14 protein-coding genes are annotated in these 13,732 nt (G+C 70.8%); 12 read left to right on the plus strand and 2 right to left on the minus strand.

The window, feature by feature from the left end; all coding sequences use genetic code 11:
- Together ACYVE7_RS16950 and ACYVE7_RS16955 are read left to right on the plus strand one after the other, a co-directional pair.
- Nucleotides 1–351 (plus strand): ABC transporter ATP-binding protein C-terminal domain-containing protein (locus ACYVE7_RS16950; RefSeq protein WP_460365674.1); only part of this gene is annotated, 351 nt, incomplete at its 5' end.
- A gap of 29 nt (nucleotides 352–380) precedes the next feature.
- Nucleotides 381–1,019 carry a PaaI family thioesterase gene (locus tag ACYVE7_RS16955; protein ID WP_460365675.1) on the plus strand — a complete coding sequence of 213 codons (639 nt, stop codon included), beginning with the start codon at nucleotides 381–383 and terminating at the stop codon, nucleotides 1,017–1,019.
- Between the two features lie 115 nt (nucleotides 1,020–1,134).
- Here the strand turns inward: ACYVE7_RS16955 and ACYVE7_RS16960 are convergent, their stop codons facing one another.
- Nucleotides 1,135–2,007, minus strand: a complete 873-nt coding sequence (locus ACYVE7_RS16960; protein WP_460365676.1) for a TIGR03619 family F420-dependent LLM class oxidoreductase — start codon at nucleotides 2,005–2,007, stop codon at nucleotides 1,135–1,137.
- A gap of 108 nt (nucleotides 2,008–2,115) precedes the next feature.
- Here ACYVE7_RS16960 and ACYVE7_RS16965 point away from each other — a divergent pair, with 108 nt between their 5' ends.
- The 7 genes from ACYVE7_RS16965 (at nucleotide 2,116) to ACYVE7_RS16995 (ending at nucleotide 8,653) form a co-directional block, all read left to right on the plus strand.
- Nucleotides 2,116–2,934 (plus strand): alpha/beta fold hydrolase, encoded by an 819-nt coding sequence (locus tag ACYVE7_RS16965; RefSeq protein ID WP_460365677.1) that lies wholly within the window; start codon nucleotides 2,116–2,118, stop codon nucleotides 2,932–2,934.
- Nucleotides 2,931–4,181 (plus strand): LLM class flavin-dependent oxidoreductase, encoded by a 1,251-nt coding sequence (locus tag ACYVE7_RS16970; RefSeq protein ID WP_460365678.1) that lies wholly within the window; start codon nucleotides 2,931–2,933, stop codon nucleotides 4,179–4,181. The genes ACYVE7_RS16965 and ACYVE7_RS16970 overlap by 4 nt, the downstream gene beginning before the upstream one ends.
- Nucleotides 4,182–4,225: 44 nt before the next feature.
- Nucleotides 4,226–5,104, plus strand: coding sequence for a TIGR03619 family F420-dependent LLM class oxidoreductase (locus ACYVE7_RS16975; protein WP_460365679.1), 879 nt, complete (start codon nucleotides 4,226–4,228; stop codon nucleotides 5,102–5,104).
- Nucleotides 5,105–5,175: 71 nt separating this feature from the next.
- Nucleotides 5,176–5,850: a hypothetical protein gene (locus tag ACYVE7_RS16980; RefSeq protein WP_460365680.1), complete on the plus strand. Its 675-nt coding sequence runs from the start codon at nucleotides 5,176–5,178 to the stop codon at nucleotides 5,848–5,850.
- A gap of 62 nt (nucleotides 5,851–5,912) precedes the next feature.
- Complete coding sequence (locus ACYVE7_RS16985) at nucleotides 5,913–6,659, plus strand: HipA family kinase (RefSeq protein WP_460365681.1); 747 nt, start codon at nucleotides 5,913–5,915, stop codon at nucleotides 6,657–6,659.
- Nucleotides 6,656–7,177: a DUF3037 domain-containing protein gene (locus ACYVE7_RS16990; protein ID WP_460365682.1), complete on the plus strand. Its 522-nt coding sequence runs from the start codon at nucleotides 6,656–6,658 to the stop codon at nucleotides 7,175–7,177. Before ACYVE7_RS16985 ends, ACYVE7_RS16990 begins: the two co-directional genes overlap by 4 nt.
- Nucleotides 7,178–7,234: 57 nt before the next feature.
- Entirely contained in the window at nucleotides 7,235–8,653 is a 1,419-nt protein-coding gene (locus ACYVE7_RS16995; RefSeq protein ID WP_460365683.1) for an aldehyde dehydrogenase family protein, read from the plus strand.
- A 10-nt stretch (nucleotides 8,654–8,663) separates the two neighbouring features.
- Here ACYVE7_RS16995 and ACYVE7_RS17000 read toward each other — a convergent pair whose 3' ends face one another.
- A complete protein-coding gene (locus ACYVE7_RS17000) occupies nucleotides 8,664–9,602 on the minus strand; it encodes a trypsin-like serine peptidase (protein ID WP_460365684.1) in 939 nt (312 codons plus the stop codon).
- A 63-nt stretch (nucleotides 9,603–9,665) separates the two neighbouring features.
- Here ACYVE7_RS17000 and dxr point away from each other — a divergent pair, with 63 nt between their 5' ends.
- From dxr to ACYVE7_RS17015, 3 genes are read left to right on the plus strand one after another with little or no spacing between them, the layout of a single operon-like run.
- Nucleotides 9,666–10,874: a 1-deoxy-D-xylulose-5-phosphate reductoisomerase gene (gene dxr / locus ACYVE7_RS17005; protein WP_460365685.1), complete on the plus strand. Its 1,209-nt coding sequence runs from the start codon at nucleotides 9,666–9,668 to the stop codon at nucleotides 10,872–10,874.
- A gap of 5 nt (nucleotides 10,875–10,879) precedes the next feature.
- Nucleotides 10,880–12,055 (plus strand): flavodoxin-dependent (E)-4-hydroxy-3-methylbut-2-enyl-diphosphate synthase, encoded by a 1,176-nt coding sequence (ispG, locus tag ACYVE7_RS17010; protein ID WP_460365686.1) that lies wholly within the window; start codon nucleotides 10,880–10,882, stop codon nucleotides 12,053–12,055.
- A gap of 60 nt (nucleotides 12,056–12,115) precedes the next feature.
- Nucleotides 12,116–13,615, plus strand: coding sequence for an alpha/beta hydrolase (locus ACYVE7_RS17015; protein ID WP_460365687.1), 1,500 nt, complete (start codon nucleotides 12,116–12,118; stop codon nucleotides 13,613–13,615).
- The last annotated feature ends 117 nt before the right edge of the window (nucleotides 13,616–13,732 follow it).

Raw genomic sequence — 13,732 nt, forward strand, 5'->3', positions numbered from 1 at the left:
GCCCTGGCCGCGCTGGAGCGGTGCGGGATCGCCGAGCACGCCGCGCTGTACGCGGCCGAGCTGCCCATCGGGCGGCGGCGGCTGGTCGAGCTGGCGCGGGCGATCGTCGACGGGCCGTCGCTGCTGCTCCTCGACGAACCCACCTCGGGGCTCGACGCCGCCCAGGCCGCCCGGTTCGCGGCCGTCCTCGCCGAGCTCGACGCGACGATCCTGCTCGTCGAACACGATGTGGCGTTCGTCATGGACACCTGCGACGACCTCACCGTCCTCGACCTCGGCAAGGTGATCGCGTCGGGGCCGCCCGCCGCCGTCCGCGACGATCCCGCCGTCCGCGCCGCCTACCTCGGCTGACTTCCGCGGGCTGACTAGAATGAGGTTCTATGAGTGGAGCCAGAGCGGCCATGCACGAGATCTTCGCCACGACGGCCCGGCAGGAGCCGACGCCCGGTGAGATCGCCTCCCTGGCCGCGCTGGCCGCCGAGGCCCGCACGCTGATCGAGGCGGTCGTCCACACGGCCCTGCCCGCCGGCGACCTCGCCGAGCTCACCGCTCAGCTCGCCGCGATCAACGCGCGGCTGGCCTCGGCCCGCACCGAGCGGCCGCCCCGCGCGAGCATCGGCGCCGACGGCATGATGCGGGCGCTCGGCTCCCCCGTCACCGGCATCCTCAACCCGATCGCCCCGCCGATCGTCATCCACACCCGCGAAGACGGCTCCGTCTACACCGAGTACACCCTCTCGGACGTCTACGAGGGCCCGCCGACCTTCGTCCACGGCGGCGTCAGCGCCCTCATCCTCGACCACCTCCTGGGTTCGGCGGCCGCCGCCAACGGCACCCCCGGCATGACCGCGACCCTCGACCTCCGCTACCGCCGCCCCACCCCCCACGGCGTCCCCCTCCTCGCCGAAGCCCACGTCACCCGCTCCGAAGGCCGCAAAACCTGGGCCACCGCCACCATCACCGCCCCCAACACCAAAGTCACCATCGAAGCCACCGCCATGTTCATCTTCCCCCGCTGACCCCGCTTCTTGATCGCGTCGACCTGCGGCGTGTCGCCCGTTTCAACGCCGCGAAAGGGCGACACGCCGCAGGTCGAGGCGATCTTGCCGGGGGCTGGCTGGGCGAGGCGGGGGGTCAGTTCAGGTGGGTGGTGTAGGTGTCCAGGATTGGGAGGACGGTGTCGCGGGGGGCGCTGGGGATGCGGAGGACCACCTCGGTGAGGCCCAGGGAGGCGTAGTGGTCGAGCTTCTGGGGGGTGGGGAGGGTGCCGAAGGGGATGACGCGGAGGGTGGACGGGTCGCGGTCGGCGGATTCGCAGGCGCGGGCCAGGGCGGGGAGGGTGGTGCGGAGGCCGGCGCCGCCCACCGGGAGCCAGCCGTCGGCGTAGGCGGCGACGGCCTGCAGGAGTTTCGGGCCGCCGGCGCCGCCCAGGAGCACCGGGACCTTCGCCTTCGGCCAGGACCAGCTCGGCGCGTAGGAGACGTGGGCGCTCTGGTGCGAGGCGACCTCGTCGGTCCACAGGGAGCGCATGGCCTGGACGCGGTCGCGGACCAGGTCGCGGCGGGTCGGCCAGTGGACGCCGTGGTCGGCGGCCTCCTCGACGTTCCACCCGAAGCCGACGCCGAACACGAACCGTCCGCCCGACAGATGCTGGAGCGAGGCGACCGCCTTGGCCGTCACGAGGGGTTCCCGCTGGGCGAGCAGGGCGACCCCCGTGCCCAGCTCGATCGTCGAGGTGACGGCGGCCGCCGCCGCCAGCGCGACCAGCGGATCCAGCGCGCGGGCATAGGACTCGGGCAGCGTCTCGTCGCCGTTGACGCCGCGCAGGAACCCCGGCTCCGCGCCTGACGCCTCCCGCGTCGCGGGCGCGGGGGTCAGCCGGGACACCGGGATATGGGTGTGCTCCGGCAGATAGAGGGAGGCGAAACCGCGCTCCTCGGCCGCGACCGCCAGCTCGTGCGCGGGCATGGTGCGGTCCGTGGCGAACATCGTGATCCCGAGACGCATGTGTGCTGCCTCACCTTCCACCGCTCGACTCGACCAAGCGATTGCTCGGTTTCACTATATTGATGTAGCGTGCGCTTGTTCGCCCAACCGAGAGGAGGATGACGCCGGATGCCCCACGCCGACCTGCACACGAGCCACGGAGACGTGACCCTCTTCTGCACCGACGACGGCCCCCGCGACGCACCCGTCCTGCTGCTGGTCCACGGCATGGCCGCCGACTCGCACGACTGGATCTGGCACATCCCCGAACTGGCGCGCACCCACCGGGTCATCGCGCCGGACCTGCGCGGCCACGGCTACTCGTCCGTCCCCGCGACGGGCCACACCCCGCGCGTCATGGCCGAGGACCTCGCCGCCCTGCTCCGCCATCTCGGCGTCGAGCGGTGCACGGCCGTCGGCCACTCCCTCGGCGGCCAGGTCGTCAGCGTGCTGGCGATCGAACACCCCGGACTGGTCGAGGCGGTCGCCGTCATCGACCCCGCGTACGGGCTCCGGCCCGAGGTCGGCGCGTTCCTGCCCCGGATGGCCGACGCCCTGCGCGGCCCCGACGGCCACGCCACCGCCCTCGCCATGGACGCGACCCTCTACACCCCCGCCACCCCCGCGTACGTGCGCGCCTGGCACACCCGCAAGATCCTCGGCACCCCGATCGAGGTCGTCGCGCAGGCCTTCGCCGGCATGTTCACCGACGACGACCAGTTCGGGATCCGACCCCGCTCCGAGGCGTACCTGTCCCGCCGCACCCAGCCGGTCCTGGCCCTGTGGGCCGACGCCGAACGTGCGGAGTGGGAGCGGGACGTCCTCAAGGCCGAGACCCGGTTCTTCCCCGGCAACGGCCACCGCCTGCATGAGGAACGCCCCGCAGAGTTCGTGCACGTCCTCCAGACCTGGCTTGGCAGCGTCCTTTCAAGAGAGGTTTCCCCGTGAAGTTTTCGATCTTCCTCAACCCGCAGATCCCCGGCTCCGGATGGGGCGCCGAGGAGAACGCCGTCGCCAAGAAGCCGATCGGCCGGGACACCGACTCCTACCAGGCGCTGCTGCACGAGGTGCGGGAGATCGCCGTGCTGGCCGACCAGATCGGCTTCCACGCGCTGATGATGACCGAGCACCACTTCCACTCCGAGGGCTTCGAGTTCTCGGTGAACCCGCTGATGTTCCTGACGGACCTCGCGGCCCGCACCGAACGCCTGCTGCTGGCACCGCTCGGCATCGTCCTGCCCGCCTGGGACCCGATCCGCGCCGCCGAGGACGTCGCGCTGCTCGACCAGTTCTCCAAGGGCCGGCTCCGCCTCGGGGTGGCGCGCGGCTACCAGAACCGGTGGATGAACGTCCTGGGCCAGCGCTGGCACGCCGCCGCCGCCAAGTCCGACGGCCGCGCCGAGGACAACCGGAACTTCGACGTGTTCGGCGAAGTCCTGAAGATCATGAAGATGGCGTGGGACCAGGATCTGCTCCGCTACAAGAGCGACGTCCTCGACTACGAGATCCCCGCCCCCTACGACAAGGGCATCGAGGGCTGGCCCGCCCAGGACTGGACCAACAAGTTCGGTGCGGGCGAACTCGACGAGAACGGCGTCATCCAGGGCATCTCGGTCTGCCCGAAGCCCTACCAGTACCCGCATCCGGAGCTGTGGCAGCCGTTCACCGTCTCCGACCGGTCCGTGGTGCGCGCCGCGCAGGAGGGCATCCTGCCGTGGATGTTCACCCCGAACCCCGACGACCACGCCGCGAAGGCCAAGCTCTACCAGGACGAGTGCGCCAAGCTCGGCAAGATCTACAAGCTGGGTGAGCACACCGGCATCCTGAAGATCGTCGGCATGGCGGACACCAAGGCAGAGGCCATCGAGACCTTCGGCAAGGGGATGCAGAAGGACTTCGCGTCGTTCTTCGGCCCGTTCGGCTACCTCGAAGTCCTCCGCAAGAAGGAAGACGACAAGTTCAAGCCGATCAGCGCCGAGAAGGGCGACTTCAAGCGGATGAACGAAGTCGAGATGGCGCTGCTGGGCACGCCCGACGACGTCAAGCGCGGCATCCAGCGGATGCTCGACCGGATGCCCGACCTGGAGTGGTTCGGCCTGTTCATGCAGGGCCAGCAGGGTGTGCTGCCGCTCGACACCGTCAAGCGGAACCTGGAGATGTTCGCCGAGCACATCATCCCCGAGTTCTCCGACTGACCCGCTCGCCTCCTGACCCGCTTCCTGACCTGGGGATTCAGCAGATGGAATTCTGGCTCGGTGCCGCCTTCGTCGACGCGCAGGACTACCTGCCGCTGGCGAAGGCGGCGGAGCGCCTCGGCTTCGACACCATGGCGATCTCCGACCACATCTTCTACGCCGACTACGACGCCCCCTACCCCTACAGCGAGTCCGGCGCGCCCCCCTACCAGCCGGACACGCACTGGCCGGACGTCTTCGTGACGATCGGCGCGCTGTCCGCGGTGACGACGACCCTGAACTTCGCGCCCAATGTCTTCATTCCGGTCGCGCGGGACTTCTTCACCGTCGCCAAGCAGGTCTCGACGGCGGCGTTCCTGTCGGGCGACCGGGTCCGGTTCGGGGTGGGCGTCGGCTGGTGCAAGGACGAGTTCCTGCAGACCGGCCAGGACTTCCACACCCGCGGCAGGCGTCTGGACGAGATGATCCCGGCGCTGCGCGAGCTCTGGAAGGGCGGTCTGGTCGAGCACCACGGCGAGTTCTTCGACTTCGGCCCCCTGTCGATCGCACCGGTCCCCGCCAAACCCGTCCCCGTCTACGTCGGCGGCGACTCCGACGTCGCCCTGAAGCGCGCCGCCCGGATCGGCGACGGCTGGATCGGCAACCGCGTCTACCGCGAACCCGAACTGGAGTCGCTGCTCCAACGGCTGGAGCTCCACCTCAAGGACAACGGCCGCACCCTGGCCGACTTCAAGGTCGTCGCCCCCATCGGCAAACGCCCCTCCCCCGACCTCTACCGCAAGTGGCACGACCGCGGCGTCACCGGCACCATGGCCGCCCCCTGGTGGTTCCCCTCCGACGAGGAGAAGTCCCGCCACACCGGCCTAGACCTGAAGATCGCCACCCTCGAACGCTTCGCCACCGAGATCATCGACCGCCTTTAGGCCGTGCCACGACCTCGGGATATGGCACGGGGGTATGGCACGGTCCGCGGCGCACTGGTTGGATTCCGGGCATGATCGACGAATTCGACGTGGCCGCGCTGGCGGCGCTGGTCCGCTCGCCCAGCCGGGGATGGCTGGAGCGCTGTGTCGGCGCGGAGCGGCTCTGGACTCCGGCCAACCCTGAGAGCTACACCGAGGACGCCGCGACCGCGCGGTTCCTCGCCGAGGTCGGGGTGCCCGCCGTCAAGCTGGCCGAGATCCGTTACGACTCCGCCGACCTGCTGACCAAGGGCCCCTGGAAGGCGACGCCCGCCGAGGTCTTCGCCGGGGCTTACGAGGACGACGCCGACGCGCCCGCGTACTGCCACGGGCTCGGCGAGTTCGGCGGGCAGACGATCATGCTGATGCCCGACGGCGCCGTCTCCGTCTACGATCCGGGCGCCTGGGATTTCGGCGAGGGGCTGGTCGACGAGCACAGCTTCACCGGCCTCGCCCAGGTCGCCGGCTCCGTCGCCCTGCTCGCCCTCCTGGACCGCCGCCTGGCCGAAGCCAGGACCGACCCCGATCCGGCTCTCCGCTCCCTGCCCGCCCTCCGCACCGTCCTGGACGTGGTCGAAGCCCTCGGCGGCCTCACCGAATCCCACTTCTGGACCGACCGCCTCGAGGACTACCTCGACTACTTTCCCACCAACGGCTCCCCACCCCGCCCCTTCCACTACCGCCCCGACGGCCTCCTCGCCTACTGACCGCGCCACTCCCGGTGCGTCTTCGGGCGGGAGGACGGGCGGTCCGGCCGTAGCCTGGGGGGGTGTTGCCTGTTGTGGAAGCCACGCGTTATGTCACGCCCCTGCGGGAGGGCGGGTCGTTGCCCGGGTTGGTGGAGGCCGCCGATCTGGGGACTTATGTCGCCAAGTTCACCGGGGCCGGGCAGGGGCGGAAGGCGTTGAACGCCGACATCGTCGCCGGGGAGCTGGCGCGGCGGCTGGGGTTCCGGGTGCCTCGGCTGGTGGTGTTGGACTTCGACGCGGCGATGGCGCGGCACGAGGCCGACGAAGAGGTGCAGGACCTGCTGACGGCCTCGCTGGGCTGGAACCTCGGCGTCGACTTCCTGCCGGGCGCGCTGAACTACGACCCGCTGGCCTGGACGCCCGACGTCGAGTTCGCGTCGCGAGTGCTGTGGTTCGACGCGTTCATCGGGAACGTCGACCGGTCCTGGCGGAACCCCAACATGCTGGTGTGGCACGGCGACGTGTGGCTGATCGACCACGGGGCCTCGCTGATCTTCCATCATGCGTGGAAGTCCGCGGACAAGCTGGTCGCGAAGCCCTACGACGTCGACGACCACGTGTTCAAGCCGTACGCCAAGGACCTGCGCGGCGCCGAGGCGGAACTCCTGCCGAAGATCACCGACGAGCTCCTCCACGACGTCCTCGACCAGCTCCCCGAGGCGTGGATCACCGACGAGCCCGGCTTCGACTCGCCGCAGGCCGTCCGCGACGCCTACTTCACCCAGCTCAAGGCCCGCCTCGCCATCCCGAGGACGTGGCTCCCATGACCGGCGGCCACGACGAGGAGGCCTACGCCCGGCTCTGGCAGGAACTGTCCGCACAGGGCGAGACCGGCGGCGACCGGTCCCTCCTGGAGCGCCCCGAGGGCGACCTTCCGGCGTTGGAGCGGCATGAGCAGGTGAACATCGGAACCTCCGAGCGGCTGGTGTACGAGTACGCGCTCCTACGGGTGATCCCCGACCTCGAACGCGGCGAGTGCGTCAACGTCGGGCTGGTCTTCTACTGCCAGTTGCGGGACTACCTCCGGTTCCGTCATTTCGTGGACGAGCAGCGGCTGAAGGCGCTCAGCCCGGCGCTCGACCTGCCGCAGCTACAGCGCGCCCTGCACGGGGTGAGCGCCCACTGCCAGGGCGACGACCACGCCGCCGGCGACTCGCTCGGCCGCCGGTTCCGCTGGCTGACGGCGCCGCGCAGCACGATCCTGCAGCCGGGCCCCGTGCACCCCGGGCTCACCACCGACCCCGCCACCACCTTCGAACACCTGTTTACCCGCCTCGTTGGATAATCCGCTGTCCACAGTGGACAGAGGTTTGTCACCGCCGGATCGGGCTAGCTTGGAGACATGAGCAGCACTCCCTTCTGGCTGGCCGGGCGGCCCGCGACCGGCGACGACGAGATCACCGTGACCCACCCGTACGACGGGCGGGTGGTCGGCACCGCCGCGGTGCCGACCTCCGCGCAGGTGGAGGAGGCCATCGCCAAGGCCTACGCCGTGCGCAAGGAGGCGGCGGCGCTGCCGCTGCACGTCCGGGCGGAGGCCCTGGCGCATGTGGCGCGCCGGCTGGCCGAACGCCAGGAGGAGATCGCCCGGCTGATCACCGGGGAGAACGGCAAGCCGCTGCTGTGGGCGCGGGGCGAGGTCGGCCGTGCGATCAGCGTGTTCCGGTTCGCCGCCGAGGAGGCCCGCCGCTGGTCGGGTTCGGTGCAGCGGCTCGACACCGACCCGGGCGGCACGGGCAGGCTCGCCTATGTCGGCCGTGAGCCGTACGGCGTGGTCCTGGCGATCACCCCGTTCAACTTCCCGCTGAACCTGACGGCCCACAAGGTCGCCCCGGCGATCGCGGTCGGCGCGCCCGTCATCGTCAAGCCGGCGCCCGCGACCCCGCTGTCGGCGCTGGTCCTCGGCGAGATCCTGGCCGAGACGGACCTGCCGGAGGGCATGTTCTCGGTGTTGCCGGTGCCGAACGACCGCGCCGCCGAGCTCGTCCAGGACGAGCGGCTGCCGATCGTCTCCTTCACCGGCTCAGGCCCGGTGGGCTGGGCGATCCAGGCGTCGGCGCCGCGCAAGCACGTGGTGCTGGAGCTGGGCGGCAACGCCGCGGCCGTGGTCTGCGAGGACGCCGACCTCGACTGGGCGGCGCAGCGCACCGCCCTGTTCTCCAACTACCAGGCCGGGCAGTCGTGTATCGCGGTGCAGCGCGTGTACGCCGTCGGCGACACCTACGACCGGCTCGTACCGAAGATCGTCAGCGCGGTCGAGAGCCTGGTCACCGGCGACCCATGGGACGACAAGACCCAGGTCGGCCCGCTCATCAGCGAGGACGCCGCCAAGCGCGTCGAAGCCTGGGTGAACAACTCGGGCGGCACCGTCCAGACGGGCGGCACCCGCGACGGCGCCAGCTACGCTCCGACCGTCCTCACCGACGTCCGCGCCGACGCCGAGGTCTCCTGCGAGGAGGTCTTCGGCCCCGTCATGATCATCGAGCGGGCGGCCACCGTCGACGAGGCGTTCGCCAAGGTCAACGACTCCAGGTTCGGGCTCCAGGCGGGTGTCTTCACCCGCAGCCTCGACACCGCGTTCAAGGCGCGCCGTGAACTGGAGGTGGGCGGCGTCATCATCGGCGACGTCCCGTCCTACCGCGCCGACCAGATGCCGTACGGCGGCGTCAAGGAGTCGGGTGTGGGCCGTGAGGGCGTCGCCAGCACGATGGCCGACTACACCTACGAGAAGGTCATGGTCGTCACCGGCCTGCCCCTCTGATCGGGGGGCCTCAGCCCTTCTCGGCCTGTTCGTACAGGCGGCGGATGGCGGAGCCGAAGTACGGGCCGTACATGGTGACGTCGTCGTCGGCGTACTTGAAGCTGCTCACCGAGGTGATGACCCCCGTGCCGGTGCGGGGGTCGAAGTTCCGCAGCCACGGCCCGCCGCTGGAGCCCTGGGTCATGTCGCAGTGCAGTCCCTCGGCGTCGGTCGCCTTGTGCGGGTCGGACGCCGGGCGGCCGCTGCAGTAGGCGAGGCGTTCCCCGTCGTACCGTCCGGCGGCGGGGTAGCCGAACCCGTACACCTGCCGGCCGCGCGGCTGCTCGAACGCGATGGGGTTGCCGCCGACGGCGTCGGTGACGTGCTCGCCGTCGGCGGGCGCGAGCGCCACCATCGCGACGTCGTAGTCGTCGTCGCCGGATTTGGTCCACCGGTCGGCGACGAACATCCGGCGCGCCGTGTAGCCGCCTTCGGGCCCCGCGCCGTCCCGGTAGCCGGGGACGAAGATCCAGTTCTCGGCCCAGGGCCCCTTGCCGTTCTTCGCGCAGTGCCCGGCCGTCACCACGAGGTCGCGGTTGGTGCTGCGGACGGTCGCGGCCGAGCACAGGAAGTCCTTGCCGTTCATGGTGAAGAACACCTTGCCGACGGTCCTGCGCACGTCGCCGCGGCCGGACGGCCACAGCTCCCCCGTGCTCCGCGCGGACGGCGCGCGCCGTTCCTGCGGATAGAACCCGGCGGTCAGCCCGGACCGCTGCTCGCGCGCCGGGGCGACGGCCCGCTCCATCCGGTCGAGGGTCCAGTAGCGCAGCACCTGCCGGGCGCTGGTGACCTGGAGTTCGTGGGTGACGACGGGAGCGGGCCCGCCGACCAGGCAGAGCCCCAGCGGAGCGATCGGCACGATCCCCAGCATCGCCATGGCGGCCTTCGCCGGCCAGCTCTCCGTCCCCATGGGAACAGCAGTGTGCAGCACTGCGCGTGTCCACGCGGCTACTTTTGGTGAACTTGCATCGCCATGAGGTCGCCCGGGAAGAATGTAACCGTGACAGACGTGGTGGTGCTCGGGTCGACCGGGTCGATCGGAACTCAGGCCCTCGACGTGATCGCGGAGAACCCGGAGAACTTCCGGGTGGTCGCGCTCGCGGCGGGCGGCGGCCGGGTCGATCTGCTGGCCGAACAGGCCCTCAGATTCCAGCCCGAGGTCGTGGCGGTCGCGAAGGCGACGGCCGCGCAGGACCTCCAGCTCGCCTTCTACGCCGAGGCGGCCAAGCGCGGCTACGCGAGCGGCGACTACCGCATCCCGAAGATCGTGGCGGGGCCCGAGGCGGTCGCCGCGGTCGCCGCCCACCCCTGTGACGTGGTGCTGAACGGCGTCACGGGCGCGCTCGGCCTGGCCTCCACCCTGGCGGCCCTGGACGCCGGCAGCACGCTCGCCCTCGCCAACAAGGAGTCGCTGATCATCGGCGGCCCGCTGGTGAAGGCCAAGGCGAAGCCGGGGCAGATCGTCCCGGTCGACTCCGAGCACTCGGCGCTCGCCCAGTGCCTGCTCGCCGGCGAGCCGCGCGAGGTCCGCCGGCTGGTCGTGACGGCCAGCGGCGGCCCGTTCCGCGGCCGGTCCCGCGCCGAACTGGCCGAGGTCACGGTCGCCGACGCCCTGAACCACCCGACGTGGGCGATGGGCCCGGTCATCACCGTGAACTCCGCCACCCTGGTCAACAAGGGGCTGGAGGTGATCGAGGCGCATCTGCTGTTCGACGTGCCCTTCGACCGGATCACGGTGATGGTGCACCCGTCGTCGGTCGTCCACTCGATGGTGGAGTTCACCGACGGCTCGACGATGGCGCAGGCCAGCCCGCCGGACATGCGCCTGCCGATCGCGCTGGGCCTGACCTGGCCGCACCGGATCGAGCGCGCGTCCTACGGCATCGACTGGAGCCGCTCGCACACCTGGGAGTTCGCCCCGCTCGACGACGAGGCGTTCCCCGCGGTCGCGCTGGCCAAGCAGGTGGGCGCGGCGGGCGGCACCGCGCCCGCGGTCTACAACGCGGCCAACGAGGAGTGTGTCGACGCTTTCCTCAACGACAGGCTTCCGTTTCTCGGAATCGTCGACACCGTGGCCGAAATTGTGGGCGAACACACACCAATCGGGACACCAACTCTGGAAGATGTGCTGGCCGCGGACGCCTGGGCGCGCGAGAGCACCCGTGCAAGGCTGACACAATAGGGCGTATGAGCGTCGAACTCGGTCTGCCGAAGATCCGCCCCGCCGCCCCCCAGGTGGCCCCTCGCCGCAAGTCCCGCCAGATCATGGTCGGTTCGGTGCCGGTCGGCGGTGACGCGCCCGTCTCCGTGCAGTCCATGACGACGACGCTCACCGCGGACGTCAACGCGACCCTCCAGCAGATCGCCGAGCTCGCGACGTCCGGTTGTCAGATCGTGCGCGTGGCGTGTCCCTCGCAGGACGACGCCGACGCGCTGGCCGCGATCGCGAAGAAGTCCCCGATCCCGGTCATCGCCGACATCCACTTCCAGCCGAAGTACGTGTTCGCCGCGATCGACGCCGGCTGCGCGGCCGTCCGGGTGAACCCGGGCAACATCAAGAAGTTCGACGACAAGATCGGCGAGATCGCGCGTGCCGCGCAGGGCGCGGGCGTCCCGATCCGGATCGGCGTCAACGCGGGCTCGCTCGACAAGCGCCTGCTGGAGAAGTACGGCAAGGCCACGCCCGAGGCGCTGGTGGAGTCGGCGCTCTGGGAGTGCTCGCTGTTCGAGGAGCACGGCTTCCAGGACATCAAGATCTCCGTCAAGCACAACGACCCGGTCGTGATGATCGAGGCGTACCGGCAGCTCGCCGCCAAGTGCGACTACCCGCTGCACCTGGGCGTCACCGAGGCGGGCCCCGCCTTCCAGGGCACCATCAAGTCGGCGGTGGCGTTCGGCGCGCTGCTGTCCCAGGGCATCGGTGACACCATCCGGGTCTCCCTGTCGGCCCCGCCGGTCGAAGAGATCAAGGTCGGCAACCAGATCCTGGAGTCGCTCGGGCTGCGCGAACGCGGTCTGGAGATCGTGTCCTGCCCGTCCTGCGGCCGCGCCCAGGTGGACGTCTACACCCTCGCCGAGCGGGTCACCGCCGGGCTCCAGGGGTTCCCGGTTCCGCTGCGCGTCGCGGTCATGGGCTGTGTCGTGAACGGTCCCGGCGAGGCCCGCGAGGCCGATCTGGGCGTGGCGTCCGGCAACGGCAAGGGGCAGATCTTCGTCAAGGGCGAGGTCGTCAAGACCGTCCCGGAGGACCAGATCGTCGAGACCCTCATCGAAGAGGCCCTGAAGATCGCCGAAGCGATGGGCATCGAGGTCGACCTGGACGACGACAGCGGCCCCGGCGTGCAGGTCGTCGCCTCCTCCTGATTCGGTAAACCGGCCTCCCGCCGGGACCGCTCCACCGTTTCCGCGCGGTAGAACACCAGCGTGTGGAAACGATCACTCGCGGTCACCGGGACCGCCGCCCTGCTGCTGGCCGCCGCGCCGACGGCTCCCGCCACGGCACATGCCGCCTCCTTCGGCTGGCGGCCGTGCATGACCCTGCAGGACTCCGGACGCCAGGTGCTGTGCGGCACCCTCGAGGTGCCGCGCGACTACACCGACCCCGCCGGGCCGAAGCTGCGGCTCGCGGTCAGCCGGCTGGTGCACACCGACTCCGACCACTACCAGGGCGTCGTGCTCGCCAACCCGGGCGGCCCCGGAGCGTCCGGGCTGACGGTCGCGGTCAGCACCGCGCTGGGGCTGCCGAAGCGGATCGCCGACCGGTACGACTGGATCGGGTTCGATCCGCGCGGGGTCGGCGCGAGCGTCCCGGCCGTCACCTGCGACCCGTCGTACATGCACCCACAGGAAGCGCCGCGCCCCGACTACGTGCCGGCGAACGAAGCCGAGGAGCAGGTCTGGCTGGACCGGGCGAAGCGGTTCGCCGACGACTGCGCCGCCCATCACGGTGAGCTGCTGCCGCATCTCACGACCGCGAACAGCGCCCGCGACCTGGAGTCCCTGCGGCGGGCACTGGGCGTCGCGCAGATCAACTACTTCGGCTACTCCTACGGCACCTATCTGGGCTCCGTCTACGCGACGATGTTCCCCCAGCGGGTGCGGCGGATGGTCCTCGACGGCGTCGTCAAACCGTCGGACGCCTGGTACCAGGCGAACCTGGAGCAGAACGTCGCGTTCGAGCAGCGGTTCGGCGCGTTCCTGTCCTGGATCGCCGAGCACGACGACCGGTTCGGCCTCGGCGACACCCGCCGCCGGGTCGAGCTCTCCTACTACGGGATGCGCGACGCGCTGAAGCGGAACCCGGTCGGCCGGATCGGCCCGTCGGAGTTCGACGACGCCGTGCTGAGGTCCGGTTACGGCGACTGGAGCTGGAGCGCCACGGCCGACCTGCTGTCGCGCTGGTTCCACGACCGCGACGAGCAGGCGCTGACCGAGCTCGTCGCCCCGCCCAGGCCGCAGGACGCGAACGAGTACACGATGTACGTGGCCGTCGAGTGCGCCGACACCGCCTGGCCGACGGACTGGGCGACCTGGAAGTACGACGCGCTCCGCCAGTACCGTTCCGGGCTGCGCTACAACGTCTGGTCGAACCTCTGGTTCAACGCGCCGTGCATGTTCTGGCCGACCCACGGCACCGTCCCGCCGAAGATCGGCGGCACCGGCGCCGAGATCCTGCTGACGGCCGCCACCGGTGACGCCGCCACCCCGTACCCGGGCGCCCTGGAGACGCACGCGCTGTTCCCCGAGTCGCGGCTCGTGGTCGAGTCGGGCGGCGGCAACCACGCCGACGCCCTCGGCAACAAGTGCCTGCGCGCCCTGGTGTCGGCCTATCTCGAGGACGGCGACCTGCCGCCGCAGGCCGACGGCCCGGACGCGCTCTGCTCCCGCAACCCCGAGCCAGACCCCGATCCCGCGGCCGTCTGAACCGACCGGCCCCGGCCCGGGTGATCTTTGCCTGGGCTTGGGGTCCGGCTGACCCGCGGCCGTCCGGACCGCCGCGACAATCGGCCGATGCGCATCGCCCTGTCAGCGGCCGTCGTG

The sequence above is a fragment of the Actinocorallia lasiicapitis genome, from assembly GCF_054778695.1.

What these genes read in the sequence shown, in the direction of transcription:
- ACYVE7_RS16955 (WP_460365675.1), top strand. Translation starts at nt 381, where the DNA reads ATGAGTGGAGCCAGAGCGGCCATGCACGAGATCTTCGCCACGACGGCC.
- ACYVE7_RS16960 (WP_460365676.1), bottom strand. Translation starts at nt 2,007, where the DNA reads ATGCGTCTCGGGATCACGATGTTCGCCACGGACCGCACCATGCCCGCG.
- ACYVE7_RS16965 (WP_460365677.1), top strand. Translation starts at nt 2,116, where the DNA reads ATGCCCCACGCCGACCTGCACACGAGCCACGGAGACGTGACCCTCTTC.
- ACYVE7_RS16975 (WP_460365679.1), top strand. Translation starts at nt 4,226, where the DNA reads ATGGAATTCTGGCTCGGTGCCGCCTTCGTCGACGCGCAGGACTACCTG.
- ACYVE7_RS16980 (WP_460365680.1), top strand. Translation starts at nt 5,176, where the DNA reads ATGATCGACGAATTCGACGTGGCCGCGCTGGCGGCGCTGGTCCGCTCG.
- ACYVE7_RS16990 (WP_460365682.1), top strand. Translation starts at nt 6,656, where the DNA reads ATGACCGGCGGCCACGACGAGGAGGCCTACGCCCGGCTCTGGCAGGAA.
- ACYVE7_RS16995 (WP_460365683.1), top strand. Translation starts at nt 7,235, where the DNA reads ATGAGCAGCACTCCCTTCTGGCTGGCCGGGCGGCCCGCGACCGGCGAC.
- ACYVE7_RS17000 (WP_460365684.1), bottom strand. Translation starts at nt 9,602, where the DNA reads ATGGGGACGGAGAGCTGGCCGGCGAAGGCCGCCATGGCGATGCTGGGG.
- dxr (WP_460365685.1), top strand. Translation starts at nt 9,666, where the DNA reads ATGAGGTCGCCCGGGAAGAATGTAACCGTGACAGACGTGGTGGTGCTC.
- ispG (WP_460365686.1), top strand. Translation starts at nt 10,880, where the DNA reads ATGAGCGTCGAACTCGGTCTGCCGAAGATCCGCCCCGCCGCCCCCCAG.